Here is a 25,431-nt window from a genome sequence, read left to right on the forward strand (position 1 = left end):
GAAGCCCGGTCAGTGGGAGGCGACCAGTTCCTGCTCGGCACCGGTGGGCGTGCCGGCCCTGGCGGTGCGCAGGGCGGCGATGCCGATGAAGATCATCGACGAGACGCCGGCCAGGGCGAACGCGGTGAAGCCCCAGTCGCCGTGGCCCGCGGCGAGCAGCTGGCCGCCGAGCCAGGGGCCGAAGACGGCGCCGAAGCGGCCCATGCCGGAGGTCCAGCCGACGGCGGTGGCGCGGCTGTCCGGGGTGGAGCGGATGGAGACCGTCGCGTAGATCATCGTCTGGGCGCTGTTGAGGAAGACGCCGGTGAGGAAGACGACCAGCATGGTCACGCCCTGCGACATGTGGACGCTGAGCAGGTAGACGCCGGCGGCGGTCAGCGCGAACCACAGCGCCGAGATGCGCGGGGCGCCGAACTTGTCGGCGGCGCGGCCGGCGACCAGCATGCCGACGATGCCGCCGAGGTTGAAGACGACCACGAAGGACAGGGCGTCGCCGAGCTGGTAGCCCTCGCCGCGCATCAGGGTGGGCAGCCAGGTCGCGACACCGTAGACCAGGAGCAGACCGCCGAAGGAGGCCAGCCAGTACAGCAGGGTCTGGAGCCACTCGCCGCCGCGGAAGAGGCTGACCAGCGCGTCCCAGCGGTCGGCGGAGGTCTTCTTGCCGGCCGCGGCGGGCAGCTCCACGTCGTAGCGGGTGGCCAGCTCGCGGGCCTCGTCGGTGCGGCCCTTGGCGACCAGGAAGCTCAGCGACTCGGGCAGGAACCTGGCCAGCACCGGGGCGAAGAGCAGCGGGACCACGCAGACCCAGAAGGCCGCGCGCCAGCCGACGGGGTCGATCAGCCACTGGGCGACGTAGGCGGAGAGGATGCCGCCGGCGTGGTGGGCGGTCATCAGCATGCCGATGACGATGGCCCCGCGGCCGCGGGGGGCGTAGTCGGAGACCATGCTGATCGCGGTCGGCAGCAGGCCGCCGAGGCCGACGCCCGCCAGGGTGCGGCCGAGGCCGAAGACCGCGACGCTGTTCGACAGCGCGCAGATCCCGGAGGCCAGGGAGAACAGCGTGACGCAGGCGATCATCAGGTTCTTGCGGCCGATCCGGTCCGCGACCGTGCCCGCCGTCAGCGCGCCGACCAGCATGCCGAAGGTGGCGTAGCTGCCGAGGTCGCCGGCCTGGTCCGCGGTGATGCCGAAGGTCTTCGTCTCCAGCAGGTGCGGCAGCACCGAGCCGTAGATGAACATGTCGAGACCGTCGAAGAGCACGGCCAGCCAGCACAGACCGACGACCAGGAGAGCCAGTCTGCTGCCGCGAGCGGACAGGGAGGGGGAGGAGGACATCGTTGTTTTCCTCTCGTCCAGGAGACGTTCCCTGGAGGGGATCAGTGAACCGGGTCTACGCGGCTCGTGCGGCCGACCCGTTGTGCGCTAGACGCTAAGGATCCGTTCCGTGAGTGTCAACGCTTTTGTCAACAATCTCATCGACGATCCGGATACGACGGAGGGTGGGTACGCACCGCATTGCGTACCCACCCCCCTGGGTGACCGGTCTAGGCGACCGGAGGCGTGCCGTGCGTGTGGAAGGACTCGATGGTCTTCAGGCCCCAGGCCTGGCCCTTCTTGCGCTCCTCCTCGGTCCAGGTGATCAGCGGCCAGTCGGGCGCCAGCACCAGCCGGGTGAGCGGGTTGCACAGTTCGATGCGGTTGCCGCCGGGCTCGTAGACGTACAGGAAGAACGTCTGCTGGATGGCGTGCTTGTGCGGTCCGGTCTCGATGAAGACGCCGGAGTCGATCGCGAGGTCGGCCGCGCGCAGGATGTCCTCGCGGGTGTCGGTCGCGAAGGCGATGTGGTGCAGCCGCCCCTCGCTGCCGGTCCAGTCCTCGGTGTAGACCACGTCGTACGACTTGTTGGTGAAGGTCAGCCAACGCGCCGCGACGCGGCCGGAGTCGAGCTGGATCTGCTCGGTGGGCCGGGCGCCGAGCACGTGCTGCTGGAACTCGGCGTTGGCGAGCACGTCCGCGGCGAGGAAGTTGACGTGGTCCAGGCGGCGCACGCCCACGCCCCGGTTGGGCTTGGCCTGCGGCTGGTTCTTCAGCGCCGGTTTCTGCGCGTCCGGGCAGAGGTAGTGCTCGCTCTCCCAGTACAGGGCGTGCTCGTGGCCGTCCGGGTCGGTGGTGAGGTACAGCCGGCCGATGCCGGGTTCGTCCTCGACCCACTTGCCGCTGCCGCCGGCTTCCTCGATCGCCTTGACCCGGCGGGCGAGGGCCTCCTCGCTGGAGGTGCGCAGGGCGAGCCGGCCGAGGCCGGGCCGGTCGCGTGCGGTGAGCACCAGGCTGTGGTGCTCGTAGTCGTCGAAGGTCCGCAGGTAGACCGTGTCACCGTCCTGTCCGTTGACCGTGAGGCCCAGGTAGTCGGTGCAGAAGGCGACGCTGGCGTCCAGGTCGGGGGTGAACAGCTGGGCGTGGCCGATGTGGGCGATGTCGCCGAGCGGTGGAGTCATCACTGACCTCCTTGGGGGTGCGGGGGGATCGGGGCCGTCTCGGCGGACCTGGGGAAGACGGTGCCGTCGAAGATCTTGCGGGCCGTACGGACCACGGCGGTACGGCGGGCCGAGGGCAGGCCGTCGGGGGTGGTTCCGAGGCTGCTTTCGATGTCGAGGAACCCGGTGGGATGTTCTATGCGGACCCGGTCGCTTCCGGGAGCGATCCGCGCGAGGTGCGCGCCGACCGCGCCCTCGACGCGCAGCCCGGCGGCGACGCTGGCCGCGCCGAGCACGCCGATGGAGGTGTGGCAGCGCACCGGGATGAAGGTGCGGGTGGTGACCGCGCCGCCGTCCCGGGGCGGGGCGAGCAGGGTGAGCTTGGGCACCGTGGTGTCGGAGACGTCCCCCAGACCCATCAGATGGCCGGCCTTGAGCCGGATCTCGCGCAGCCGGTCGGCGAGCGCGAGGTTCTCCTCCAGGTCCTTGGGCGTCTCGTAGCCGGTGACGTCCAGGGCCGCGGCCTCGATGAGCACCGTCGGCATGCCGTTGTCCACGCAGGTCACGGGCACGCCGTCGATCTCGTCGCGGACCTGGCCGGTGGGCAGCAGCGGGCTGGCGCTCGGCGGGAACTCGATCACCACGGCGGCGGCCGTCCCGGGCACACCCGAGATCTCGGCGTCTCCGGTGTACCGCACGCGCCCGCCCGGGGTGGGGAAGGTCGCGGTGGCGTAGTCGCCGGTGTTGACCATGCGGATGCGGACGGAGGTCTCCGCCTCCCCCGCCGGGACCAGTCCGCGCTCGACGGCGAACGGGCCGATGCCGGCGAGAATGTTCCCGCAGTTCTGACGGTCGCTCACCTCGGGTTTGTCGACCACGACTTGCAGGAAGAGGTAGTCGACGTCCGCCTTCGGGTCGGCCGAGGGGGAGACGACGGCCACCTTGCTGGTGAGCGGGTGGGCGCCGCCCAGGCCGTCGATCTGCCGCTCGTCCGGGCTGCCCATGACACGCAGCAACAGCTCGTCGCGGGCGGCCGGTTCGGCGGGCAGGTCGTCGGCGAGGAAGTAGGCGCCCTTGGAGGTGCCCCCACGCATGAGCAGACAGCGCACGCCGTCGGTCACGGCCGTGCTCCCTCGCCCGCGGTGTACGCCTCGTACGTCTGGTACTCGACGCCGAGTTCCTTGAGCTTCTCGCGCAACCCGTAGCGGTCCAGGCCGAGTTGGCCGTCGAGGAAGGCGGCGCGGGCCTTGGCCTCCTTGTCCTCACGGGCCTGCGACTTCTCCGCGGTCTCCCGGGCCCGCTCGCGGGGGACGACGACCACGCCGTCGTCGTCGGCGAGGATCACGTCGCCCGGCCGGATCACCTGGCCGTCGATGGCGACCGGCACGTTGACCGAGCCGCCGGTGGCCTTGACGGTGCCCTGCGCGGAGACGGCCCGCGACCAGGCGGGGAAGCCCATCTCGCGCAGCTCCTGGGTGTCGCGGATGCCGGCGTTGATGATCAGGCCCCTGACGCCCCGCTTGTGCAGCGCGGTGGCGAACAGCTCGCCGAACATGCCGTCGGTGGACGGCGAGGTGGTGGTGACGACCAGGAAGTCGCCCTCGCCGCACTGCTCGACGGCCGCGTGGATCATGAGGTTGTCGCCGGGCCAGCTGAGCACGGTCACGGCGGTGCCGGCGACCCGCACACCCTGCTGGACGGGCCGTATCTGCGGGCCCAGCAGACCGGTGCGGCCCATCGCCTCGCTGACGGTGGCCACGCCGAAGCCGGCCAGCGCCTCGACGTCCTTGCCCTCGGCCTTCGGCGGGTTGGTGACGATCACGCCGCTCATGCCAGCTCCTTCGCGATCTGCGGGTAGGGACGCATGTACGCCTCGGCCATGGTCTTGTGGGCCAGGCCCAGGTTCGGGCCGGCGTTGCGCTTGAGCTGGACGCCGCGGCGCACGGCGAGGTCGGTGTAGTAGTCCCACAGGTGCTGCTGGGCGCCCAGGCACTCCATCGCCTTGCGCTTGGTCTCCCAGACCTCGGTGATGTCGAGCAGCACCTCGGGCTTGAAGCCGCTCATCTCGGGCTGGTGCGGCTCGAAGTAGAAGACCGGCGGCGCGCCGATGATCTCGCCCTCGCCCGGGTAGCCGATCGCCTGCGCGAGGACGCGGGCCTCCAGGGCCATGCGGTTGGCGGCCGGGTGGTCGCCGTTGTAGGGGTCCTCGGTGGGGTGGGTGAGCACGACGTCCGGCTGCGTCTCGCGGTAGACGGCGACCAGCTGGTCGGTCAGCTCGGCGGTGGCCACCAGCGGGTAGTCGCCGGCGTCGAAGAAGCGGACCTCGGCGCCGAGGGTGGCCGCGGCGCGCTCCGCCTCGTCGCGGCGGATCGCCTTGATCTCCTCCAGCTTCTTCCCCTCGCGCCACGCCTTCGCGGACTCGCCGCGCTCGCCGAAGGTCAGACAGGCGATGGTCACCTTCTCGCCCCGGGACGCGGCCAGGGCGATGGCTCCGCCCGCCCGCCACACGAAGTCGCCGGCGTGCGCGGTGACGACGAGCGTGGACCGTGGGGGGGCGGGCGCGTTGGCCTGGGTCATGCTGAGTTCTCCTTGGTGGACAGGTGAGCGCCCGCCCCCGCGTCCGGCGCGTGCACGTCAGTCGCGCAGCGCCTCGATCACGCTGGTGAGGTGGGCGCGGACGGCCGCCTCGGCCGCCTGCGGGTCCCTGGCCCTGATCGCCTCGATCATCGCCAGGTGCTCGTTCAGGGAGTGCTGCGGACGCCCCGGGCGCAGCGCCAACTGGAAGCGGTGACGCACCAGTTGGGCGTTGAGTCGCTCCAGCAGGTCCACTGCGGTCTGCTGGCCGGAGAACGCGCGCACCTTGGCGTGCAGTTCCTGGTTGAGCTCGGAGTAGGTCACCGGCTCACCGTCGGCCACGGCCTTGGTCATCGCCGTGCCCAGCTCCGTCAGCTCGGCGAGCTGCTCGTCGCCGGCCAGGACGGCGGCCTTGGCCGCGCAGAGCCCTTCGAGGACCATGCGGCACTCGGTGATGGCGACCGCCTCCTCGACGGTCACCACCCGCACCCGCGAGCCGCGGTTGCGGATCCGCTCGACGAGGCCCTGGGCCTCCAGATCGATGAGTGCGGCGCGGATGCTGGCCCGGGTCACACCGAACTGCTCGGCGAGCTCGTTCTCCACCAGCCGCTGTGCCGGTGCCATCTCGCCGTGCAGGATCGCCTGCCGAAGCTGCGTGAGCGCATGCTGCTTGGCCTGCTCTCCCGTGCTCGGACGGGCTTCTTTCGGCATCGTTGCCCTCCCTGAGTGAGTGCCTGTCGAACGTAAATCTAGCCAAACAGGATTGTCAACAATTTTGTCCGCGGTATTGCGGTTACAGATTCTCCGGATCATGCCCGGCGATGGTGCGGCCGAGGCCCCGGGGCACCTACCGGAACGGCACCGGCTCCCTGCCCTCGTACGCCGCCCGCAGCAGCGCCAGCACGCCGTCCGGCGTGACCTCGCGGGGGTGGGCGTGGGCCTGGCCCGCCGTCTGGGCGGCCGCCACCCGCAGATCGGTCTCCTTCAGGCCGAGTTCGGCCAGGGAGCGGGGTGCGCCGAGGCTCGTCGACAGGTGGCGCAGGGCGCGGGGGGCGTCGTCCGTGTCCAGGGCGCGGGCCACGGACGCGGCGGCCTCGGGGACGGCGGGCGCGTTGTAGGCCAGCGCGTACGGGAGGATCACCGTGTGCGTCTCGGCGTGCGGCAGCCCGAAGGTGCCCCCGAGCACGTGGCACAGCGTGTGATGCAGGCCCATCGTCGTGGCGCCCAGGCAGGAGCCGCACAGCCAGGCGCCGTACAGGGCGCGGGCGCGGGCCTCGGTGGACTCGGGCTCGGTGGCGATGGCGGGCAGGGCGCCGGCCATGGCCCGTACGCCCTCCTCGGCCATCAGCGCGACCAGCGGCGAGGTGTCGGGGGCGTAGAGGGCCTCGACGGCGTGGGCGAGCGCGTTGACGCCGCTGGTGACGGAGAGCGGCACCGGGAGGGAGAGGGTGAGTCCGGGATCGTAGACGACACTGCGCGGCAGGACCGCCGGGTCCCGGCCGGTGCGTTTGGCGCCGTGTTCGGTCAGGCCCCACACCGGTGTCATCTCGGAGCCGGAGTAGGTGGACGGCACGGCGATCAGCGGCAGCCCGGTGCGCAGCGCGATCGCCTTGCCCAGGCCGATGGCGGAGCCGCCGCCGACCGCCACGCACCCGTCGGCGCCCGCGGCCCGCGCCACCTCGACGGCGCGGTCGGCCACGTCGGCGGGAACGTGCATACGGGCCCCGTCGTGCAGCCCGGCGCAGACGGGGCCCAGCGCGTCGGCGACCGCGCGGGCGGTGCCGGCGCCGCGGCTGCCGCACACCACCAGCAGCCGCCGCAGGCCCAGCCGTAGGGCCTCGTCCGGGGTGGCGGAGAGGGCGGCGCCGGGCCGGAAGACGACCCGCACCGGCCGGGACTCGTAGGAGAAGTCGAGGAAGTCCCTCACGAGCGGTCCCCGTCCGTGTCGCGTTCCAGCACCAGGTCGAAGCGCGCGTGACGGAAGGGGTTCGGCACGCCGAACTCCCTTGCCTGCAAGGGGTCGTCGGTCTCGGTGAACTCCTTCACCAGGCTCGGCTTGACCGCGAAGACCGCGTCGGAGCCGAGGTAGTCGCTGCCGGCGACGAAGATGTGCGTGGTGATCGGCACATGGCCCCCGGCGGTGGCGATGAAGTGGATGTGGGCCGGGCGGTAGGGGTGACGGCCGGTGGCCCGCAGCAGGTCGCCCACGGGGCCGTCGGTGGGGATGGGGTACGGGCTCGGCACACAGGTGCGGAACCGGAAGCGGCCCTCGGCGTCGGCGGTGAACAGGCCCCGGCCGTTGCCCGGCGGCTGGACGTCGGGGCGCTGGACGTCGTAGAAGCCGTTGCCGTCGGCCTGCCACACGTCGACGACCGCGCCGGGCAGCGGGGTGCCGTCGGCGGACAGCACCCGGCCGCTGACCACGCAGGGTTCGCCGCCGCCGACCAGGTCGATGCTCGCGCCGAGTGCACGGACCGGTGACTCGGTCATGTGGAAGGGGCCGAGGACCGTCGACTCCGTGGCGCCGGGCCCGTGTTCGCCGTTGAGCGTCTCGACGAGCATGGACAGGCCGAGCACGTCCGACAGGAGGATGAACTCCTGCCGGGTGTCGGTGCAGGTCCGTCCGGTCGCGGTGAGGAACCCGATCGCCCGCTCCCACTCCTGCCGGGTCAGCCGGGTCTCGCGCGTGAAGGCGTGCAGGTGCCGGATGAGCGCGGTGAGCAGTTCCCGCAGGCGCGGATCGGCGGTGGCGTGGAGGCTGGCCACCGCCTCGTCCGTGACCGTCGTGTCGGTGGCGTCGGTGGTCATGCGGGTCCCTCCGGCGGGTCCTCGGGCCGCCCGCGGACAGCGGGCCGTCCTGCTTTCAACCACGTTAGTCGGCCGGGCGGCCCGGGACGGGGCCGCCTTACTTGATCATGGCGTTCGCCACCACCACGACCACGCCGAGCAGCGCGTCCACCAGCCCGACGAGCACCGCCACCGGCCAGGTCCGGCCCGACCAGCGTGCCGTGACCAGCCCCAGGGTGAACAGCAGCGCGATGTTCAGGGCGAACGCCGGGTACTCCACCCCCTCGGCCGGCCACCAGCCCCAGCCCGCCCCCGCCAGCACCACCGCGGTCGGCAGCACCGCGGTGACCAGCGGCCACTCGTCGGCGAGCGCGCGCACGGCGTCCCAGCGGCGGTGCGGGCCGCGCTCGGCGATGTAGTGGGCGTAGCCGTGCGCGAGTGCGGAGGCCAGCGCGGTGACCAGCAGCCAGGCCGCGTCGTAGCGGCGGCGGGCCGGGGAGGCGGGGCCGTACTGGCTGAGGGCGGCGACCATCGAACTGGCCAGGACGGCGCCGTAGACACCCCCGAAGAGGACGGCCTCGCGCGTGTCGTGGCGGTGCGGCGCGGGGACGGCCGCCGTGGAGTCCGTCATGCCCTCAACGATCACCCGGGCCGGGGCGCCCCGCCAGTCCGGCCCGGGGCGACGAAGTGTCCCGTCCCGGCGGCCGGCACCCCACACCCTGTCGCCACCGCGGCCGTGTCCACCCTGGTTAGGGTCACCGCATGACGCACAGCTTCGCACTTCACGTCCCCGACGCCGCGCTCGAACCCGAGCCCCTCGACCCCGGGCAGATCGTCTCCGGCACGCCGGAGGTGACCGGCAAGGTCGTGTGGGAGTCGGCGGACGGCAGGCAGCTGCGCGGGATCTGGCAGATGACCCCCGGCGTCGTCACCGACACCGAGGCCGACGAGTTGTTCGTCGTGGTCAGCGGGTCGGCGACGATCGAGGTCGAGGGCGGGCCGACGCTGCGGGTCGGGCCCGGCGACATGGCCGTCCTGCGCAAGGGCGACCGTACGACGTGGACGGTGCACGAGACGCTGCGCAAGGCGTACGCCGTCACGCTCTGAACAGACGCGCCCGCAGCAGCCGTACGCCGTCGGTCAGCGCGTCGGTCACCGCCTGCGGCGGCTCGTCCGGCTCTCCCGGCTGCCGGCCCTCGCGCCGGGTGCGGGCGAGGAGCGGGAGCTCCACCTGGACGCCGGCGGCGCCGGTCATGTTCACCGGGTTGCGGGCGTGCAGCCCGCGCAGCGCGACGGGGATGCGCGCGAGGTCGGTGACCGCGCGGAACTCCGGCCGCAGGGCACGCAGTCCGAAGGCGAGCAGCCGGGCCGCGGACCGGTTGCGGCCGCCCAGGAAGATGGCGCGCGGGGCCGCCTCGCGCATATGGCCGTGCAGCGAGACGGTGACCGCCACCCGGGCCAGGAAGTCCTGCAGGAGGACGCAGTGCTCGGCCGCCATGCGCGGCGAGGGGATGTGCACCGGCTGCCGGGCGCCGGGCTGGGTGAAGACCAGGCTGGTGGCGCCGCAGCGCCGTGCCACCGACTCGGCGAGTTCGGCCGTACCGCCTTCGTTGCTGCCGTGCAGGGCCAGCAGTCCGATACGGCCGCGGGGCGTCAGCGTGGCGGTGAGGCGGACGCCCTCGATCTCCACCCGCTCGGTCAGCGGGCGCGTCAACTCGCCACCTGCACCGGCATGTTGTAGGGCGTGACGACCTGGATGGCGGAGGGCAGGGTGGGTCCGGCGGGCGGCAGCGCGCCGTGCGCACGCATCACGAGGTGGCAGGCCTCGCGCATGTCCCGGCGCAGGTCGTGGTGGAGCACGGCGGACAGGCGGTGCTCGCGCAGCAGCCGGGTATTGTCGTGGTCGAGGTCGTGCGCCACGAACACCGCGCAGGTGCGGCCGAGGTCCTCGAAGGCGCGCAGGGTGGCGTTGTTGCCGCCGCCGATCGAGTAGACCGCCCGGATGTCGGGGTCCCGCTCCAGCGCGGCGCGCACGAGGTCGTACTGGGTGGCGTCCAGACCCTGTCCCTCGGCGATCTCGACCAGGGCGCGCTCGGGGTGGCGGGCGCGCATGGCGCTGCGGAAGCCCATCTCGCGCTCCTCCTCGTTGCGGAAGAAGCCGCTGCTGAGGCTGGTGAGCACGTTGCCGGGGCGGTCGCCGAGCCACTGGCCCATCAGGTACGCGGCCGTGGCGCCGGCCGCCCGGTTGTCGATGCCGACGTAGCCGAGCCGGGCGGTGGCCGGCAGGTCGGTCACCAGGGTGACGACGGGGATGCCGGCCTCGGCGAGCCGGCCGACGGCGGCGGTGATCTCGGGGACGTCGGGGGCCTTGAGGATCACGCCCTGCGAGCCGCGCCGGGCGATCCGGTCCAGGATGCGGGTCAGCTCGGGGACCGGGCCGGTCTCGCGGAAGTGGAAGCGGGAGCGGACGACCGCCGGGTGCAGGGCCGGCAGCTCGGCCTCCAGGGCGGCGCGCACCGCGGTGGAGAAGCGCTCCGGCGTCTGCATCACTATGTCGATCATGAAGGTGCGGCCGACCAGCCGGACCTGGGTGCGCTGCCGGTCGAGGTCGGCGATGGCCTGGCGGACCTCCCGCGCGGTGCTCTCGCGCACCCCTCCGCGGCCGTTGAGCACCCGGTCCACCGTGGCCTCGCTCAGACCGGCCTGACGGGCGATCTCCCGGATCGGGAAGGGGTGTCCCACGACCGGCTCCTTGAGGGGTTTTTGATGGCTGCCTGCTGGTTGTTCGAGGGGTTTGTACTGACAAGAATGACAGAGCCGCGTCGCTCCGTGACCCGAGAGGACGACGATGTCCTTCCTATCCGTCCACCGTCGTACCTGGCTGTCCGAGCAGGACTGCGACCTCGACGCCTTCCGCGCACTCGTGGAGACCACCACCGACCGCGCCGATTACCCGTACGCCTCCGCCGTCGAGCACGGCGTCCTGGTCTACGACGGCGACCGGCTGCGCGGCGCCCCCGACCGGGCCGACGTGCAGGCCGAACTGGTCCGGGCGCTCACCGACGGGCCCGGCATCGTGGTCTTCAAGGGCGCCTACGCCGACCCCGGCGTCGTGGACCGGCTCAGCGCCGTGTTCGAGGCCCTGATCGCCGAGCAGCGGGCCTCCGGCGCGCGGGCCGGCGACCACTTCGCCCGGCCCGGCGCGAACGACCGGGTGTGGAACGCGCTGGAGAAGGCCGCCCGCCACGACCCCGAGGCGTTCGCCGACTACTACGCCAACGACGTCCTCGCGCTGGTCTGCACCGCCTGGCTCGGCCCCGGCTACCAGGTCACCTCGCAGGTCAACGTGGTCAACCCGGGCGGCGCGGCGCAGACCGCGCACCGCGACTACCACCTGGGCTTCCTGTCCAACGAGACCGCCGCCGCCTACCCGGCCCATGTGCACGCCCTCTCCCCCGTCCTCACCCTCCAGGGCGCGGTGGCGCACTGCGACATGCCGGTGGAGTCCGGGCCGACGATGTACCTGCCGCACTCGCAGAAGTACGAGCCCGGCTACCTCGCGTGGCGCCTGCCGCGGTTCCGGGCCTACTTCGACGCCCACCACGTCCAGCTCCCCCTCGCCAAGGGGGACGCGGTCTTCTTCAACCCGGCGCTGTTCCACGCGGCCGGCACCAACCGCTCCGCGGACATCCGGCGCATGGCCAACCTCCTGCAGGTGTCCTCGGCGTTCGGACGGGCCATGGAGACCGTGGACCGTGAGGCCGTCGGCAACGCCGTGTACCCGGTGCTGCTCAGGCGCCGGGCCGAGGGCGCCGGCGAGGAGTGGCTGGAGCGTGTGGTCGCCGCGTCCGCCGAGGGCTACCCCTTCCCCACCAACCTCGACAGCGATCCGCCCGTCGACGGCCTCGCCCCGCCCTCGCAGGCGGACGTCGTCCGGCGCGCGCTGCGCGAGGCCTGGACCCCCGAGGCGCTGCGCGCGGAGCTGCGGGCCGGCGCCGAGCGGCGCGCGAGCTGAAAGGACGCAAGCACTCATGGGGCTTCTCGACGACAAGGTGGTCCTCGTCAACGGCGGCAGTCAGGGCGTCGGCGCGGCCATCGCCCGGGCCGCCGTGCGCGAGGGCGCCGTCGTGACGGTGACCGGGCGGCGCCCGGCGCCGGGCGAGGCGCTGGTGACCGAGCTGACGGCCGGGGGCGGCAAGGCGATGTTCGTGCGGGCCGACCTGGCCGACGCGGAGCAGGCGAAGTCGGTGGTGGGTGACGTGGTCGCCGCGTACGGCCGGGTGGACTGCCTGGTCAACTCCGCCGGGCTCACCTCCCGCGGCACGCTCCTGGACACCACGCCCGACCTGTTCGACCGGCACATCGCGATCAACCTCAGGGCACCGTTCTTCACCATGCAGGCCGCGGTCGCCGACATGGTCGCCCGAAAGGCGCCCGGCACGGTCGTCAACATCATCACCTCCTCGGCGCACGGCGGGCAGCCGTTCCTCGCGCCGTACGTCGCCGCGAAGGCCGGCCTGATCGGGCTGACCCGCAACGCCGCGCACGCCCACCGCTGGGACCGGATCCGGATCAACGGCCTGAACATCGGCTGGACGGCGACCGAGGGCGAGGACGCGACGCAGAAGACCTTCCACGGCGCCGACGACGACTGGCGGGAGGAGGCCGCGGCCAGGCTGCCGATGGGCAAGCTGGGCCAGCCGGACGAGATCGCCGACTTCGTGGTCTTCCTGCTGTCGGACCGGTCGGGCGTGGTGACGGGATCGGTGATCGACTGGGACCAGAACGTCCTCGGCGGCCTCGACTAGACCTTTCTTCCCAGGCAAAACCCTCTTAGGAGCAAGAAACCTCATGCGTATCGGCATTCTCGGCCTCGGCCGTATCGGCGCCTTCCACGCCGAGACCCTGTCCGGACTCGACGTCGTCGAGTCGCTCGTGCTCACCGATCCGTTCGCCGATGCCGCCAAGTCGGCCGCGGAGCGGTTCGGTGGGCAGGTCGTGGACTCGCCGGAGGCGCTGCTGGCCGCCGGTGTCGACGGCATCGTGGTCGCGGCGGCCACCGACGCCCACCCCGGGCTGATCCTGGCCGGCGTCGAGGCCGGCATCCCCGTCTTCTGCGAGAAGCCGGTCGCGAAGACCATGGCCGAGGGCGTCGAGGTCCTCAAGGCCGTCGAGGGCACGGACGTGCCGATCCAGATCGGCTACAACCGCCGCTTCGACGCCGGTTTCGTCGCCGCGCGGGCCGCCGTGCGCAGCGGCGAGCTGGGCGCGCTGCACACCGTACGGTCGACGACGCTGGACCCGGCGCCGCCGCCGGCCGCGTACATCGCCGCCTCCGGGGGCATCTTCCGCGACTGCAGCGTGCACGACTTCGACATCATCCGCTGGGTGACCGGCCGCGAGGTCGTCGAGGTGTACGCGGTCGGCGGCAACCGGGGCGCCGACTACATCAAGGAGGCGGGCGACGCCGACACCACGGGCGCGCTCCTCACCCTCGACGACGGCACCATCGCCGTGGTCTCCAACTCCCGCCACAACGCCCGCGGTTACGACGTCCGGATGGAGATCCACGGCTTCACGGACTCCATCGCCGTCGGCCTGGAGGACAAGCTGCCCCTGCGCTCCGTCGAGCCCGGCGTGACCTTCCCGGCCGGCACTCCGCACGACTTCTTCATGGACCGCTTCACCGAGGCCTACCGCGCCGAACTCACCGCGTTCACCGAGGTCGTGGCCGGCACCCGGCCCTCCCCCTGCACGGTGGCGGACGCCCTGGAGGCCGGCTGGATCGCCGAGGCGTGCACGCTGTCCCTGCACGAGCACCGCCCGGTGACCCTCGCCGAGGTCCGCTCGGCCTGACGGCCGGCCCCCTCTCCCGTGTTCCGGGCGCCGGCCGGCGGGCGGTGTCCGGAACACCTTCGCGTCGCTCCACGTATGACCAGGGAAGGCGATCACGCCCACCGACCGAGGAGCGACGACGATCATGAATTCCGGCTATGACGCCCGTGCACTCCCCTCCCGCCACCGCAGCGTGGTGGTCGTGGGGGCCGGACCCGGCGGCCTCGCGACCGCGCGCGAACTGGAGCGCGCCGGACACCGGGTGACCGTCCTCGAGGAGCAGGACTCCGTGGCCGGCAAGTGCCGGAGCGTGGAGGTCGACGGCCTGGCCTTCGACCTCGGCGGCCACATCTGCACCAACCGCTACGAACGCGTCGCGGAGTTGGTGACGGAGCTGGACGTCCAGACGGAGCGCACCAGCCGCTACCGCGTCCTGGACGGGGCGACGGGCGCCCCGAGCCGGCAGGCCATGGCGTTCCTGCGCGACGAGGCCTTCGGCCGCTACCGGGCGCTCAGGGAGCGGGAGTTCCCGCGCATCGCCGAGCCCGGGCTCGCCCACTCCGCGCGGGCGCTGGCCGCTCCCGTCACCCGGTGGCTGGCCGAGCACGGCCTCGAAGCGATGGCCGAGTCCTTCGGCACCGGCTTCACCGCGGCCGGCTACGGCTACCTGGACGACGACGTGCCCGCCCTGTACTTCGTCAAGTACGCCGAGATGACGGGGCTGTTGTCCCACAGCCCCGAACTCCTCGGCCACGGCGGCGCGTTCACCGTCGTCGGCGGCTTCGGCACGCTGTGGCGGCGGGTCGCCGACGCGCTGAAGGACGTGCGGTGCGGGGTGCGGGTGGAGTCGGTCGAGCGGCACGAGGGCGGGGTGCGGGTGCACACCGACGCCGGCCCGGTGGACGCCGACGACCTCGTCCTCGCCGTGCCCCTGGACCGCGTCCTGCCCGTCCTGGACGCCACCGACGAGGAACGCGACCTGGCCGCGCGGGTCCGCTCCCACGCCTACCACACCACCCTCGCCGCCGCCTCCGGCCTGCCCGGCGACGCCTTCTACTTCCTCGACCGGCACACCGCGAGCCGTGCGGCGAGCGGGCACTGCGTCTCGTACCACCACCGCTACCCGGACAGCGAGGTGCGCACCTTCTACTCCTACGGCCGCCCCGAGGAGGTCCTGCCCCGGCTGCGAGAGGACGTCGCCGCGCTCGGCGGGCGGCTTGCGGAGGTGCACCTGCGGCGGGAATGGGCGTTCATGCCGCACTTCGCCGCCGACGACCTCGCGGCCGGCGCCCTGGACCGCCTCGACGCGCTGCAGGGCCGCAACCGCACCTACCACGTGGGCGGTCTGCCCGCCTTCGAGCTGATCGAGTGCACGGTCGCCCAGGCCCAGGACCTCGCCCGTCGCCACTTCCCGCCGGTGCAGGGCACACTGATCCCGCACGCACACACTCAGGAGGAACACGCGTCATGAGCGAACCGGGCCGGGACCCCTTGCGCATCGGCGTACTCGGAGCCGCACGGATCACCGAGCGCGCACTCGTCGACCCGGCCCGGGCCGGCGGCCACCGCCTGGTCGCGGTGGCCGCCCGCGACCGCGGCCGGGCCGAGGACTTCGCCGCGCGGCACGGCGTGGAGCGGGTGCTGGGCTCCTACGCCGACCTGCTCGCCGACCCGGAGGTGGAGGTCGTCTACAACCCGCTCGCCAACGGGCTGCACGGGCCGTGGAACCTGGCCGCCCTCGCCGCGGGCAAACACGTGCTGTCGGAGAAGCCGTCGGCGAGCAACGCCGAGGAGGCCGCCGAGGTGCGGGAGGCCGCCGCGAAGGCGGGGACGGTGTTCATGGAGGCCTTCCACTACCTCTTCCACCCGGTCACCCGCCGTCTGCACGAGCTGCTGGAAAGCGGTGAACTCGGCGAACTGCGGCGCGTGGAGACGCTGGTGGCGATCCCCGCCCCCGAGGACTCCGACCCGCGCTGGTCGCTGCCGCTGGCCGGTGGCGCGATGATGGACCTCGGCTGCTACGGCCTGCACGCCCTGCGGACGCTCGCCCCGTGGGCGGGCGGCGCGCCGGAGCTCGTGTCCGCACGCGGCGGCCGGCGGGCGGGCGCGCCGGGCGTCGACGAGTGGCTGGACGCCGAACTGGCCTTCCCGGGCGGGGCGACGGGCTCCGCGCGCTGCCACATGGCCTACGACGGGCTGGAGATGAGCTGCCGGATCACCGGCAGCCTGGGCGAGGCGTTCGCGCCGAACTTCGTGCTGCCGCACCTGGACGACCGCGTCGTGGTGCGCACCGGCGAAGGCGAGCGCACCGAGCGGCTCGGCACGCGTTCGTCGTACTCCTACCAGCTGGACGCCTTCGCCGCCCGGGTCCGCGAGGGCGCCCCGCTGCCGCTGGACGCCGACGACGCGCTGGCGACGATGACGCTGATCGACGCCTGCTACCGGGCGGCGGGCTTCGAGCCGCGCCCCCGGTCCGCGGTGTAGACGAACGTCGGGTACGGCTCCCCTGTCGCCCGCTGCCACGCCGGGACGACCGCGTCCCGGTGCCGGGCGCGGGCGTCGGCGAAGGCTCTCAGGCAGGTGACGTGGACGCCGGTGGCGGCGGTGCGGCGGGTGAGGGCGAGCAGGGAGCGCAGGGCGGTGACCGCCTCGGCGGGGCGGCCGGCGTCCAGGTGGGCCACGGCGGCCCCTTCGAGGGCACCGGCGAGCACGGCGACCGTCGCCGTGAGCTCGGCCGCCGTGCCGGGCTGCTCCCGCAGCAGGGTCTCGGCCTCCGCGCAGGCGGCCACGGCCGCCGTGTGGTCGTCGACGTCGCTCAGCGCCTGGGCGAGGACGCGCAGGCGGCGGGCGACCAGCGGGGTGTACGTCTCCCAGTCGGACTCGGCCAGCCGGCGGGTGAGCTCCACCGCCTCACGGGCGCTCGCCACGGCCTGCGCCCGGTAGCCGGCCTGTTGCTGACGCAGGCTCACATTGGCGAGGGTGCGGGCGAGTTCGGCTTCGCGGCCGGTGGTGAGCCGGTAGGCGGCCACGCTGCGTTCGCCGGCCGCGACGGCGGCGCGATGGCGGCCGGCCTGTTTGTGGCAGCGGGCCAGGTCGTCCAGGGCGTCGGCGAGCGCGGGCCGGTAGGTCTCGGGATCCTCGGCCGCGAGCCGGGCGTACAGGTCCGTCAGCTCCTCCAGGGTGCGCAACTCCTCGTGGCGGGCGTCGAGTTCGCGCAGGGTCGCCGCCAGCCGGTACAGGGCGAGGGCGAGCGCCCGCGCTCCCTGGGCCGGGCTGGTCCGGGACAGCCTGCGGGCCTCCTCGACCGCCTCGACGGCCGCCTCGCGGGCCTGTCGATGCCGGCCCAGGGCGCCCGCGCAGTCGGCCAGGTACGTCAGCAGCCGTACGCGCAGTGTCCGTACGTACGCGGGGGCCGCCCACACGACGGGGCCCGCCACCGCCTCCCGGGCCTCGGGGCCGACCGCGAGGGCCTCCTCGTGGCGGCCGAGCGCCCGCAGCCCGGCGACCAGCTCGACGAAGACCCGGGGTCCCACCAGGGCGCCCCGGCCCGCCTGCCGGGGCGTCATGGCCCGCAGCAGGGCGGCGCACTCCTCGAACACCGCCACGGACTCCTCGGTGCGGCCGAGGGCGCCGAGCGCCAGTCCGCGGACGCGCAGGGCCGTGGGCAGGCTGCCGAGCGGGAGGTCCCGTCGCGCGGGGCCGGGGTGGGCGCGGTACAACTCCTCGGCACGCAAGGCGGCTTGCAGGGCCTCGTCGGCCCGCCCGACGCCCAGCAGCGCCTCGGCCCGCACCTGGAGCGCGCACGCCCGCTGCGCCGGAGACTGCCGGGCGCCGGGGACGGCCATCGCCGCGTCCACCGCCGCGCACGCCTCCTCGTACCGCTCCGCCAGCAGCAGCGCCTGGGCGTGCAGCACCAGGGCCCGGGCCAGCCCGTCCCCGTCGGCCATCGCCCGGTGCACGGCGACCGCCTCCTCGGCCCACGCCAGCCGGCGCGGCACCGGCGGCGGGCGCAGCAGCACCCAGCCCGGGGCGAGACAGCGCAGCAGCACCGCGCCGAGCAGGGGCCGGCCCGCTCCCGGCGCCGTCCGGGCCGCCGCCCGCGCCGGCGGCAGCACCCTCCGCAAGAGCCCCATCGGCACCCCCTCGCCGTCACACGGAGGACGCCCGGCGCTCCGGCGCGGTTGCACGCCTGGGATGATCGGCACCATGGCTGTCCGCATCACCCCCGCCCGTGTCACCGACATCCGGCAGGTTCTGGAGGACCACGCCCGCTACTGGGGCGAGCGGGACCTGCGTGCGCTGCATCTGCTGCCGCTGGTCCACGAGTTCGGGCAGACGTGTCTGGTCGCCCGCTCCGACGACGGCATCACCGGCTACCTCATCGGTTTCGTCACCCCCGACCGCACGGGCTACGTCCACCTGGTCGCCACCCGCGACGACGCTCGTGGCACGGGCCTGGGGCGCGCACTGTACGACGCCTTCACCGAGGCCGCCCGGCGGCAGGGCGCGGTGCGGCTGAAGGCGATCACGAGCGTCGGCAACGAGGGCTCGGTGGCCTTCCACCGCCGCCTGGGCTTCGAGGCGCGGGTGGAGCAGGAGTACAACGGGCCGGGTCAGCCCCGGGTGGTGTTCACGCGGGCGCTGACCTGACGCCGTACAGGGCGGGGCGCTCGACCAGTTCGACGGGCACCCGGCCGCCGTCCTCCAGCGCCCGTACGCCCGCCTCGCACACGGCCGCCACCGCGTAGCCGTCCCACACGCCGGGGCCGGTGACCTCGCCGCGGCGGGTGGCGTCCACCCAGGCCTGGACCTCGCGGTCGTAGGCGTCGTCGAAGCGTTCGAGGTAGTCCTGGGCGATGGTGCCGCCCCAGCGGCCCGCCATGTTCGTCACCATGGCGTGGCCGTCGCCGACGCGGGCGGTGCCGCGTTCGCACACCAGCTCCGCCTGGACCTGGTAGCCGAAGCCGCAGTTGACGAAGATCTCGACGTCGACGACCGCGCCGCCGTCGGTCTCGAACACCACGAACTGCGGGTCCTGCACGCCGTCGGGCGCGTTCGCGGACGGCGCCGGGCGCAGCACCGTCACCGCCGTGATCTCCTGCTCCAGCAGCCAGCGGGTGACGTCCATCTCGTGCACGACGGAGTCGTTGACGAGCATCTCGCTGCTCCAGCCGGGCGGCGAGGCGACGTTGCGGTGCCGGTTGTGCAGCATCAGCGGGCGGCCCAACTGCCCTGAGTCCAGCAGGGCCTTGAGCTTGAGGTACTCGGCGTCGTAGCGCCGCATGAAGCCGACCTGCACCTGGCGCCGGCCCCGTTTCAGCTCGGCCTCCATCACGCGCAGCGCGGAAGCCGCGTCGGGGGTGAGCGGCTTCTCGCACAGCACGGGCAGGTCGTGCTCGAACGCCGCGAGCAGCGCCGCCTCGTGGGCGGGGCCCGGGGAGGCGATCAGCACGGCGTCGACGTCGGCCGCCGCCATCGCCACGGCGGGGTCGGTGTAGGCGGTGCAGCCGTCGACGCGGGCCGCGACGGCCTTGGCGCGTTCGGCGTCGGTGTCGACCACGGCGCTCACCCGGGCCCCGCTGGTGACCTCCTGGATGCGGCGGACGTGGTCGGCGCCCATCTTGCCGGTGCCGACCACGGCCACCCTGAGCGTTCCTTGCCGAGCCATGGTCGTCCCCCTCCGAGGGTCAGGCGCCGCAGGACCTCAGAAACCTGCGGGTGCGGACCGCGATGGGCAGCGGCTTGTCCGGCTCGCACGGGTACATGTCCTGCTCGACGATGGCGAACAGCTCCACGCCGAGCCGCTGCGCCGCCTCCAGCACCGGCCCCAACTCGGGGACGCCGGAAGGCGGTTCGCACATCACACCGCGCGCCACGGCCGGCCCGAACGGGGTGCCCTCGGCCTGCACGGCGGCCAGGATCCGCGGGTCGACCTGCTTGAGGTGCAGGTAGCCGATGCGTTCGCCGTAGGTCTCGATCAGCTTGACGCTGTCGCCGCCGCAGTAGGCGTAGTGCCCGGTGTCCAGGCAGAGGTTGACCAGCTCGGAGTCGGTGGAGTCGAGGAAGCGCTCGACGTGGTCCTCGGTGTCGATGTGGGTGTCGGCGTGCGGGTGGACGACGATGTCCAGGCCGTACGTCTCCTTCACCTCGTGCCCGAGGCGTTCCATGCCCTTGGTCAGGTACGCCCACTGCTCGCCGGTCAGCTCCGGCGGCTCCAGGATCTCGGCGGTCTTGTCGTCGCGCCAGAAGGACGGGATGACGACGAGGTGCCGCGCGCCCATCGCCCGGGTGAGCGCGGCCACCTGGCTCACGTGGTCCCAGGTGGACTCCCAGACCGCGGGGCCGCGGTGCAGGCCGGTGAAGACCGTGCCCGCGGACACCTTCAGGTCGCGCCGGGCGATCTCGTCGGTGAGCCGGGCCGGGTCGGTGGGCAGATAGCCGTACGGACCCAGCTCGATCCACGCGTAGCCGGCCTCGGCGACCTCGTCCAGGAAGCGGTCCCACGGCACCTGGCGCGGGTCGTCCGGGAACCAGACGCCCCAGGAGTCGGGGGCCGATCCGACGCGGATGCGGTCGAGCGCGGCCGGCATGTCAGGCCGTCCCCTCGGAGGCGCCCGCCACGGGCGCGGTGAGGTCGGTCTCCTCGGGCAGCTCCTCCACGTCGACGCCGCGCACCTGGGACAACTCGTGCTTGAGGGCGGCGAGTTCGGCGCCGCCGGCCATGTGGTTGGTCAGCTCGTCGAGGCTGACCTCGTCCCGGGAGGCGTTGAGTTCCATGGTGCCCAGGCGCAGCACGCTGAAGTGGTCGCCGACCATGTAGGCGTGGTGCGGGTTGTGCGTGATGAAGATGACGCCGAGGCCGCGGTCGCGGGCGGCGGCGATGTACTTCAGCACCACACCGGACTGCTTGACGCCGAGGGCGGCGGTGGGCTCGTCCAGGATGAGCACGCGGGCGCCGAAGTAGACGGCGCGGGCGATGGCCACGCACTGGCGCTGGCCGCCGGAGAGGGTGCCGATGGGCTGTTCCAGGTCGTCCAGGACGATGCCCATCTCGCGCAGTTCGTGGTCGGCGGTCTTCTTCATGCGGGCGATGTCGAGGCGGCGCAGGGGCCAGGGGCCCTTGGTCATCTCCGAGCCGAGGAAGAAGTTGCGCCACACCGGCATCAGCGGGACGACGGCGAGGTCCTGGTAGACGGTGGCGATGCCCTTGTCGAGGGCCTCGCGCGGGGTGGAGAAGCGGACCGGGGCGCCGTCGACGAGGAACTCGCCCTCGGTGTGCTGGTGCAGCCCGGAGATGATCTTGATGAGGGTGGACTTGCCGGCGCCGTTGTCGCCCAGGACGCAGGTGACCTGGCTGGGGTGGACCGTCAGGTCGACGCCGTGCAGGGCGCGGATGTTGCCGTAGGACTTGCCGGCGTTGCGCAGTTCGACGATCGCCCCGTCGGACCGCTCCGGGGCGGCGTCGGTGAGGATGGCGCCGTGGGTGCCGGAGCCGTTGCTGGATGTCATGGGTGGGTCACCTCCGGGTCGCCGTGCGGCTGACCCACAGATTGATCATTACGGCGCCGAGCAGCATGACGCCCAGGAAGGCCTTGAACCAGTCGGGGTTCCAGCCGGCGTAGACGATGCCCTGCTGCACCATGCCGAACATGAACGCGCCGAAGACCGGGCCGATCGCGGAGCCGGCGCCGCCGGTCAGCAGACAGCCGCCGATGACGGCCGCGGAGATGTAGATCAGCTCGTTGCCGACGCCCTCGCCGGACTGCACGGTGTTGAAGGAGAACAGCTGGTGCATGCCGACGAACCAGGCGCCGAAGCCGACCAGCATGAACAGGGAGATCTTGGTGAAGGTCACCGGCACGCCGACGGCGCGGGCGCTGTCCTTGTTGCCGCCGACGGCGAAGGTCCAGTTGCCGTAGCGGGTGCGCAGCAGCACCCAGGTGGCGATCGCCGCGAAGACCAGCCAGTACACGATGGTGATCTTGACCTGGACGCCGCCGACGTCGAAGGAGGAGGCGAAGATCTTCTTGGCCTGGTCGAAGCCGTCCATGTCGCTGATGTCGTCGGTGGCCACGTTGCCGGTGACCAGCTTGGTCACCGCGAGGTTGACGCCCTGCAGGATCAGGAAGCTGCCCAGGGTGATCAGGAAGCTCGGCAGGCCGGTCCTGACCACCAGCCAGCCGTTGAGGAAGCCGATCGCCAGCGACACCAGCAGGGCGACGAAGACACCGGTCCACACGTTCACCGTCAGCTGGAAGCTGAGCATGCTCGCGGTCAGCGCCGAGGTGATCACCGCGACGCCCGAGGACAGGTCGAACTCGCCGCCGATCATCAGCAGCGCGACCGGCAGGGCCATGATCCCGATGGTCGACGACTGGTAGAGGATGTTCGCCATCGAGCTGCCGTCGCGCACCGGCGGGGCCGTGATGAGGAAGAAGACGTACACCGCGACCGCGCCGAGGAAGACGCCCACCTCGGGGCGGGCGAGCAGCCGCAGCGCCAGCGGACGCCGGGCGGTGCGCCCGTCGGTCTCCTTCGGGCCGGGGGCCGGCGGTGCGCTCACCGCCGGCTCAGCCTGCTGGGCCATGCTCATCACCGGGTGCCCTTCGCGGCGAACTTGGCGATCGTGTCGACGTTGGACTTGTCGACGAAGGCCGGTCCGGTCAGCACGGGCTGCTCACCGCCGCCGCTGTAGTTGCCGTTGTTCTTGTAGAGCCACAGCGAGTCGACGGCCAGGTAGCCCTGCAGATACGGCTGCTGGTCCACCGCGAACTGGATCGTGCCCTTGCTGATGGCGGTCGTGAGGTCCTTGTTGAGGTCGAAGGTGGCGACCTTCGCCTTGCTTCCCGCGTCCGACACCGACTGCACCGCTGTCAGCGCGAACGGGGCGCCGAGCGTGGCGACGTAGTCGATGGAGGAGTCCTGCTTGAGCTTGGCGGTGATCGTGGACTTCACGGACGGCATGTCGGTGCCGTTGACGTAGAGGATGTCGGTCTTGCCGCTGAAGGTCTTCTTCACGCCGTCGCAGCGCTGGGTCAGGCCGACGTTGCCCTGCTCGTGGATGACGCAGACGGTGTGCTTGGCGCCGAGCTCGTTGAGCTTGTTGCCGAACGCCTCGCCCGCCACCGTCTCGTCCTGGCCGAAGAACTCCATCAGGCCGAGCTTCTTCCAGTCGCTGACACCGGAGTTGAGGCCGACGACGGGGATGTTCGCGGACGTGGCCTTGCCGATGACGCTCTTGAGGGCGTCCGGCTTGGCGAGGGTGACGGCGATGCCGTCGACCTTCTGGTCGATCGCGTTCTGCACCAGGTTGGACTGGTTGCCCGCGTTCGGGTCGTTGGAGTAGATCAGCTTGATGTTGTCCTTGGCGGCGGCGGCCTCGGCACCCTTGCGGACGATGTCCCAGAAGGTGTCGCCGTTCGGCGCGTGCGTCACCATCGCAACGGTCATACGCGGGGTGCTGGCCTTGCCCGCGGAGGCGCCGTCCGCGCTCTCCTCGGCCTTCTTGCCGCCGGAACTGCTGGAGCAGCCGGCCAGGGTCAGCGCTGCCGCGGCGGCCATGGCCACCACAGGGGCCAGTCTGCGGGAGCGGGAGTGCGAAGAGCGGTCCATCTTTCCTGGCACCTCACTGTGCTTGCGGGGGAAAGGGGGGATCTCGAAGATCCGGGGCCCGGGATCTTGGCATGTCCGGGTCTTGCGCCGCAAATACGACTGTTGCGCTGGGACGCGATCCAAGCCCTAGATGCGCCCGCTGTCAATACTTTGTTAAGACATCATTTCACGAGCTAGTCCGAATGTAAGTACAAACTATTGACAGTGTCGCCTCTCCCGGCCTACACCTGGGAGGCGGCAGGCCCACGGGGTCTGATACCCCCAGCCCGGTTCGAGGAGCGTTGCGCATGGCCGAGTCAGCCCAGCCCTTCGACTTGATCACCATGGGCCGTATCGGAGTCGATCTCTACCCGCTGCAGTCGGGGGTACCCCTCAGCCGGGTGGAGAGCTTCGGCAAGTTCCTCGGCGGCTCGGCCGCCAACGTGGCGGTCGCCGCCGCGCGCCTGGGCCGCACCACCGCGGTGATCACCCGCACCGGAGACGACCCCTTCGGCGCCTACCTGCACGAGGCGCTGAAGGGGTTCGGTGTCGACGACCGCTGGGTGACGCCCGTCGACGCGTACCCGACACCGGTGACCTTCTGCGAGATCTTTCCGCCGGACGACTTCCCTCTGTACTTCTACCGGCAGCCTAAGGCCCCTGACCTGGAGATACACTCCGGGGACCTGGACTACTTCGCCATCCGGGCGACCCGCGTCTTCTGGATCACCGGCACCGGACTGAGCGCCGAGCCCAGCCGTTCGGCCACGCTGGCCGCCCTCAAGGCCCGCGACAAGGCGGGCACCACGGTCTTCGACCTCGACTGGCGGCCGATGTTCTGGAGCGACCCCGAGGAGGCCCGCCCGTACTACGCGGAGGCCCTGCGGCACGCCACCGTCGCGGTCGGCAACCTCGACGAGTGCGAGATCGCCACCGGCGTGCGCGAACCGCGCGCCTGCGCCGAGGCCCTGCTCGCGGCCGGCGTGGGGCTGGCTGTGGTCAAGCAGGGCCCCAAGGGCGTCCTCGCGGTGCACCGCGACGGCACCACCACCGAGGTTCCGCCGGTCCCCGTCGAGGTCGTCAACGGCCTCGGCGCGGGCGACGCCTTCGGCGGCTCGCTCGTCCACGGCCTGCTGTCCGGCTGGGAGCCGGAGCGGACCATGCGGTACGCCAACGCCGCCGGCGCCCTCGTCGCCTCCCGGCTCGCCTGTTCCTCCGCCATGCCGACCGAGGCGGAGGTCGACGATCTCCTCGCCCGGGCGACCCCCTGATCGGAGCCCCCACTTGACCATCGGCATCCCCGACCTCGTCTGGGTCCGAGCCCGCCACCCCGAGGCCGTCGCCGAGGCCGCGGCCCGGCGCGTGCGCCGGCCGCTGCTCGGCGCCGGCGGCCGCCTGATGATCGTCGCCGCCGACCACCCGGCCCGCGGCGCCCTCGGCGTCGGCGGCAGCCGGCTCGCCATGGCCGACCGGGCCGACCTGCTGGAGCGGCTGTGCGTCGCGCTCTCCCGCCCCGGCGTGGACGGCGTCCTGGCCACCGCCGACATCCTGGAGGACCTCCTGCTGCTCGGTGTGCTCGACGACAAGGTCGTCATGGGGTCCATGAACCGCGGCGGCCTGCACGGCGCCGCCTTCGAGATGGACGACCGCTTCACCGGCCACCGCGCCGAGGACATCGAGCGGCTGCGCTTCGACGCGGGCAAGCTGCTGCTGCGCATCGACCACGACGACCCCGGCTCGCTGACCACCCTGGAGTCCGCCGCCCGCGCCGTCGACGACATGGCCGCCCGGCGCCTGCCGCTGTTCGTCGAGCCGTTCCTCTCCCGCCGGGTGGCGGGCCGGGTCCGCAACGACCTGTCCGCCGAGGCCGTCACCACGTCGATCGCCATCGCCGCGGGCCTGGGCGGCACCTCCGCCTACACCTGGCTGAAGCTGCCCGTCACCGAGAACCCGGACGACATGGGCGAGGCCCTGGAGACCTCCACCCTGCCCACCGTGCTGCTCGGCGGCGAGATCGGCGACGACCAGGAAGGCGCCTACGAACGCTGGCGCAAGGCCCTCGCGCTCCCCACCGTGCTGGGGATGGTCGTCGGCCGCTCGCTGCTCTACCCGGCCACGGGCACTGTGGAGACGGCCGTCGACACCGCCGTAGGCCTGCTGTGACACGGAG

Annotated in this window: 26 protein-coding genes; 9 read left to right on the plus strand and 17 right to left on the minus strand. The window is 72.5% G+C overall.

Features of this window, described 5'->3' with window-relative positions:
- Positions 1 to 9: 9 nt before the first annotated feature.
- The 9 genes from ACYF6T_RS02900 to ACYF6T_RS02940 all read right to left on the minus strand — a co-directional run bounded on the left by ACYF6T_RS02900 (position 10) and on the right by ACYF6T_RS02940 (position 8,466).
- On the minus strand, positions 10 to 1,335 hold the full coding sequence (locus tag ACYF6T_RS02900; protein WP_461693095.1) for an MFS transporter: 1,326 nt from the start codon (positions 1,333 to 1,335) through the stop codon (positions 10 to 12).
- 209 nt (positions 1,336 to 1,544) lie between these two features.
- Positions 1,545 to 2,495, minus strand: coding sequence for a catechol 2,3-dioxygenase (locus tag ACYF6T_RS02905; protein WP_461693097.1), 951 nt, complete (start codon positions 2,493 to 2,495; stop codon positions 1,545 to 1,547).
- On the minus strand, positions 2,495 to 3,595 hold the full coding sequence (locus ACYF6T_RS02910) for a 4-oxalomesaconate tautomerase (RefSeq protein WP_461693099.1): 1,101 nt from the start codon (positions 3,593 to 3,595) through the stop codon (positions 2,495 to 2,497). Before ACYF6T_RS02910 ends, ACYF6T_RS02905 begins: the two co-directional genes overlap by 1 nt.
- The gene (locus ACYF6T_RS02915) at positions 3,592 to 4,305 is read right to left on the minus strand and encodes a 4-carboxy-4-hydroxy-2-oxoadipate aldolase/oxaloacetate decarboxylase (RefSeq protein ID WP_461693100.1); all 714 of its coding nucleotides are present in this window, start codon (positions 4,303 to 4,305) and stop codon (positions 3,592 to 3,594) included. The genes ACYF6T_RS02910 and ACYF6T_RS02915 overlap by 4 nt, the downstream gene beginning before the upstream one ends.
- Positions 4,302 to 5,051: a PIG-L deacetylase family protein gene (locus ACYF6T_RS02920; RefSeq protein ID WP_461693101.1), complete on the minus strand. Its 750-nt coding sequence runs from the start codon at positions 5,049 to 5,051 to the stop codon at positions 4,302 to 4,304. The genes ACYF6T_RS02915 and ACYF6T_RS02920 overlap by 4 nt, the downstream gene beginning before the upstream one ends.
- 57 nt (positions 5,052 to 5,108) lie before the next feature.
- On the minus strand, positions 5,109 to 5,759 hold the full coding sequence (locus ACYF6T_RS02925; protein WP_461693103.1) for a GntR family transcriptional regulator: 651 nt from the start codon (positions 5,757 to 5,759) through the stop codon (positions 5,109 to 5,111).
- A 136-nt stretch (positions 5,760 to 5,895) separates the two neighbouring features.
- Positions 5,896 to 6,975: a maleylacetate reductase gene (locus ACYF6T_RS02930; protein ID WP_461693104.1), complete on the minus strand. Its 1,080-nt coding sequence runs from the start codon at positions 6,973 to 6,975 to the stop codon at positions 5,896 to 5,898.
- A complete protein-coding gene (locus ACYF6T_RS02935; protein WP_461693106.1) occupies positions 6,972 to 7,856 on the minus strand; it encodes a dioxygenase family protein in 885 nt (294 codons plus the stop codon). Before ACYF6T_RS02935 ends, ACYF6T_RS02930 begins: the two co-directional genes overlap by 4 nt.
- A gap of 97 nt (positions 7,857 to 7,953) precedes the next feature.
- A complete protein-coding gene (locus ACYF6T_RS02940; RefSeq protein WP_461693107.1) occupies positions 7,954 to 8,466 on the minus strand; it encodes a hypothetical protein in 513 nt (170 codons plus the stop codon).
- Between the two features lie 131 nt (positions 8,467 to 8,597).
- Here ACYF6T_RS02940 and ACYF6T_RS02945 point away from each other — a divergent pair, with 131 nt between their 5' ends.
- Positions 8,598 to 8,942: a cupin domain-containing protein gene (locus tag ACYF6T_RS02945; protein ID WP_461693108.1), complete on the plus strand. Its 345-nt coding sequence runs from the start codon at positions 8,598 to 8,600 to the stop codon at positions 8,940 to 8,942.
- On the opposite strand, the gene ACYF6T_RS02950 is transcribed toward ACYF6T_RS02945, so the two are convergent.
- Together ACYF6T_RS02950 and ACYF6T_RS02955 are read right to left on the minus strand one after the other, a co-directional pair.
- The gene (locus ACYF6T_RS02950) at positions 8,932 to 9,549 is read right to left on the minus strand and encodes a poly-gamma-glutamate hydrolase family protein (protein WP_461693109.1); all 618 of its coding nucleotides are present in this window, start codon (positions 9,547 to 9,549) and stop codon (positions 8,932 to 8,934) included. The genes ACYF6T_RS02945 and ACYF6T_RS02950 overlap by 11 nt on opposite strands.
- On the minus strand, positions 9,546 to 10,577 hold the full coding sequence (locus ACYF6T_RS02955; protein WP_461693110.1) for a LacI family DNA-binding transcriptional regulator: 1,032 nt from the start codon (positions 10,575 to 10,577) through the stop codon (positions 9,546 to 9,548). Before ACYF6T_RS02955 ends, ACYF6T_RS02950 begins: the two co-directional genes overlap by 4 nt.
- 106 nt (positions 10,578 to 10,683) lie before the next feature.
- Between ACYF6T_RS02955 and ACYF6T_RS02960 the strand changes: the two genes are divergently transcribed.
- The 5 genes from ACYF6T_RS02960 (at position 10,684) to ACYF6T_RS02980 (ending at position 16,154) form a co-directional block, all read left to right on the plus strand.
- Positions 10,684 to 11,850, plus strand: a complete 1,167-nt coding sequence (locus ACYF6T_RS02960) for a phytanoyl-CoA dioxygenase family protein (RefSeq protein WP_461693111.1) — start codon at positions 10,684 to 10,686, stop codon at positions 11,848 to 11,850.
- A 16-nt stretch (positions 11,851 to 11,866) separates the two neighbouring features.
- Positions 11,867 to 12,643, plus strand: a complete 777-nt coding sequence (locus ACYF6T_RS02965; protein ID WP_461693113.1) for an SDR family oxidoreductase — start codon at positions 11,867 to 11,869, stop codon at positions 12,641 to 12,643.
- 43 nt (positions 12,644 to 12,686) lie between these two features.
- Positions 12,687 to 13,691, plus strand: a complete 1,005-nt coding sequence (locus tag ACYF6T_RS02970; RefSeq protein WP_461693114.1) for a Gfo/Idh/MocA family protein — start codon at positions 12,687 to 12,689, stop codon at positions 13,689 to 13,691.
- 124 nt (positions 13,692 to 13,815) lie between these two features.
- Positions 13,816 to 15,141: an FAD-dependent oxidoreductase gene (locus ACYF6T_RS02975; RefSeq protein WP_461693116.1), complete on the plus strand. Its 1,326-nt coding sequence runs from the start codon at positions 13,816 to 13,818 to the stop codon at positions 15,139 to 15,141.
- Positions 15,138 to 16,154: a Gfo/Idh/MocA family protein gene (locus ACYF6T_RS02980; protein WP_461693118.1), complete on the plus strand. Its 1,017-nt coding sequence runs from the start codon at positions 15,138 to 15,140 to the stop codon at positions 16,152 to 16,154. The genes ACYF6T_RS02975 and ACYF6T_RS02980 overlap by 4 nt, the downstream gene beginning before the upstream one ends.
- Here ACYF6T_RS02980 and ACYF6T_RS02985 read toward each other — a convergent pair.
- Positions 16,109 to 17,803, minus strand: a complete 1,695-nt coding sequence (locus tag ACYF6T_RS02985; RefSeq protein ID WP_461693120.1) for a hypothetical protein — start codon at positions 17,801 to 17,803, stop codon at positions 16,109 to 16,111. The genes ACYF6T_RS02980 and ACYF6T_RS02985 overlap by 46 nt on opposite strands.
- 73 nt (positions 17,804 to 17,876) lie before the next feature.
- Between ACYF6T_RS02985 and ACYF6T_RS02990 the strand changes: the two genes are divergently transcribed.
- Positions 17,877 to 18,320 (plus strand): GNAT family N-acetyltransferase, encoded by a 444-nt coding sequence (locus tag ACYF6T_RS02990; RefSeq protein WP_461693121.1) that lies wholly within the window; start codon positions 17,877 to 17,879, stop codon positions 18,318 to 18,320.
- Here ACYF6T_RS02990 and ACYF6T_RS02995 read toward each other — a convergent pair.
- Genes ACYF6T_RS02995 through ACYF6T_RS03015 form a run of 5 tightly spaced genes read right to left on the minus strand, consistent with a single transcriptional unit; the run spans position 18,301 to position 23,282 of the window.
- A complete protein-coding gene (locus ACYF6T_RS02995) occupies positions 18,301 to 19,338 on the minus strand; it encodes a Gfo/Idh/MocA family protein (protein WP_461693122.1) in 1,038 nt (345 codons plus the stop codon). The genes ACYF6T_RS02990 and ACYF6T_RS02995 overlap by 20 nt on opposite strands.
- A gap of 19 nt (positions 19,339 to 19,357) precedes the next feature.
- Positions 19,358 to 20,260: a sugar phosphate isomerase/epimerase family protein gene (locus ACYF6T_RS03000; RefSeq protein WP_461693124.1), complete on the minus strand. Its 903-nt coding sequence runs from the start codon at positions 20,258 to 20,260 to the stop codon at positions 19,358 to 19,360.
- 1 nt (position 20,261) lies between these two features.
- Positions 20,262 to 21,179: an ATP-binding cassette domain-containing protein gene (locus tag ACYF6T_RS03005; RefSeq protein ID WP_461693125.1), complete on the minus strand. Its 918-nt coding sequence runs from the start codon at positions 21,177 to 21,179 to the stop codon at positions 20,262 to 20,264.
- Between the two features lie 7 nt (positions 21,180 to 21,186).
- Entirely contained in the window at positions 21,187 to 22,263 is a 1,077-nt protein-coding gene (locus tag ACYF6T_RS03010) for an ABC transporter permease (protein ID WP_461693127.1), read from the minus strand.
- A complete protein-coding gene (locus tag ACYF6T_RS03015; RefSeq protein ID WP_461693128.1) occupies positions 22,263 to 23,282 on the minus strand; it encodes a sugar ABC transporter substrate-binding protein in 1,020 nt (339 codons plus the stop codon). The genes ACYF6T_RS03010 and ACYF6T_RS03015 overlap by 1 nt, the downstream gene beginning before the upstream one ends.
- Positions 23,283 to 23,569: 287 nt before the next feature.
- On the opposite strand from ACYF6T_RS03015, the gene iolC reads away from it, so the two are divergent.
- Positions 23,570 to 24,532, plus strand: coding sequence for a 5-dehydro-2-deoxygluconokinase (iolC, locus tag ACYF6T_RS03020; protein WP_461693130.1), 963 nt, complete (start codon positions 23,570 to 23,572; stop codon positions 24,530 to 24,532).
- A 13-nt stretch (positions 24,533 to 24,545) separates the two neighbouring features.
- Positions 24,546 to 25,424 carry a Cgl0159 family (beta/alpha)8-fold protein gene (locus tag ACYF6T_RS03025; RefSeq protein WP_461693132.1) on the plus strand — a complete coding sequence of 293 codons (879 nt, stop codon included), beginning with the start codon at positions 24,546 to 24,548 and terminating at the stop codon, positions 25,422 to 25,424.
- The last annotated feature ends 7 nt before the right edge of the window (positions 25,425 to 25,431 follow it).

The organism is Streptomyces sp. 7R007, assembly GCF_054850255.1.

Excerpts from the sequence above, each read along its gene's own strand:
- ACYF6T_RS02900 (WP_461693095.1), bottom strand. The coding sequence starts at position 1,335 with ATGTCCTCCTCCCCCTCCCTGTCCGCTCGCGGCAGCAGACTGGCTCTC.
- ACYF6T_RS02905 (WP_461693097.1), bottom strand. The coding sequence starts at position 2,495 with ATGACTCCACCGCTCGGCGACATCGCCCACATCGGCCACGCCCAGCTG.
- ACYF6T_RS02915 (WP_461693100.1), bottom strand. The coding sequence starts at position 4,305 with ATGAGCGGCGTGATCGTCACCAACCCGCCGAAGGCCGAGGGCAAGGAC.
- ACYF6T_RS02920 (WP_461693101.1), bottom strand. The coding sequence starts at position 5,051 with ATGACCCAGGCCAACGCGCCCGCCCCCCCACGGTCCACGCTCGTCGTC.
- ACYF6T_RS02925 (WP_461693103.1), bottom strand. The coding sequence starts at position 5,759 with ATGCCGAAAGAAGCCCGTCCGAGCACGGGAGAGCAGGCCAAGCAGCAT.
- ACYF6T_RS02935 (WP_461693106.1), bottom strand. The coding sequence starts at position 7,856 with ATGACCACCGACGCCACCGACACGACGGTCACGGACGAGGCGGTGGCC.
- ACYF6T_RS02940 (WP_461693107.1), bottom strand. The coding sequence starts at position 8,466 with ATGACGGACTCCACGGCGGCCGTCCCCGCGCCGCACCGCCACGACACG.
- ACYF6T_RS02945 (WP_461693108.1), top strand. The coding sequence starts at position 8,598 with ATGACGCACAGCTTCGCACTTCACGTCCCCGACGCCGCGCTCGAACCC.
- ACYF6T_RS02960 (WP_461693111.1), top strand. The coding sequence starts at position 10,684 with ATGTCCTTCCTATCCGTCCACCGTCGTACCTGGCTGTCCGAGCAGGAC.
- ACYF6T_RS02965 (WP_461693113.1), top strand. The coding sequence starts at position 11,867 with ATGGGGCTTCTCGACGACAAGGTGGTCCTCGTCAACGGCGGCAGTCAG.
- ACYF6T_RS02970 (WP_461693114.1), top strand. The coding sequence starts at position 12,687 with ATGCGTATCGGCATTCTCGGCCTCGGCCGTATCGGCGCCTTCCACGCC.
- ACYF6T_RS02975 (WP_461693116.1), top strand. The coding sequence starts at position 13,816 with ATGAATTCCGGCTATGACGCCCGTGCACTCCCCTCCCGCCACCGCAGC.
- ACYF6T_RS02980 (WP_461693118.1), top strand. The coding sequence starts at position 15,138 with ATGAGCGAACCGGGCCGGGACCCCTTGCGCATCGGCGTACTCGGAGCC.
- ACYF6T_RS02985 (WP_461693120.1), bottom strand. The coding sequence starts at position 17,803 with ATGGGGCTCTTGCGGAGGGTGCTGCCGCCGGCGCGGGCGGCGGCCCGG.
- ACYF6T_RS02990 (WP_461693121.1), top strand. The coding sequence starts at position 17,877 with ATGGCTGTCCGCATCACCCCCGCCCGTGTCACCGACATCCGGCAGGTT.
- ACYF6T_RS02995 (WP_461693122.1), bottom strand. The coding sequence starts at position 19,338 with ATGGCTCGGCAAGGAACGCTCAGGGTGGCCGTGGTCGGCACCGGCAAG.
- ACYF6T_RS03000 (WP_461693124.1), bottom strand. The coding sequence starts at position 20,260 with ATGCCGGCCGCGCTCGACCGCATCCGCGTCGGATCGGCCCCCGACTCC.
- ACYF6T_RS03005 (WP_461693125.1), bottom strand. The coding sequence starts at position 21,179 with ATGACATCCAGCAACGGCTCCGGCACCCACGGCGCCATCCTCACCGAC.
- ACYF6T_RS03010 (WP_461693127.1), bottom strand. The coding sequence starts at position 22,263 with ATGAGCATGGCCCAGCAGGCTGAGCCGGCGGTGAGCGCACCGCCGGCC.
- ACYF6T_RS03015 (WP_461693128.1), bottom strand. The coding sequence starts at position 23,282 with ATGGACCGCTCTTCGCACTCCCGCTCCCGCAGACTGGCCCCTGTGGTG.
- iolC (WP_461693130.1), top strand. The coding sequence starts at position 23,570 with ATGGCCGAGTCAGCCCAGCCCTTCGACTTGATCACCATGGGCCGTATC.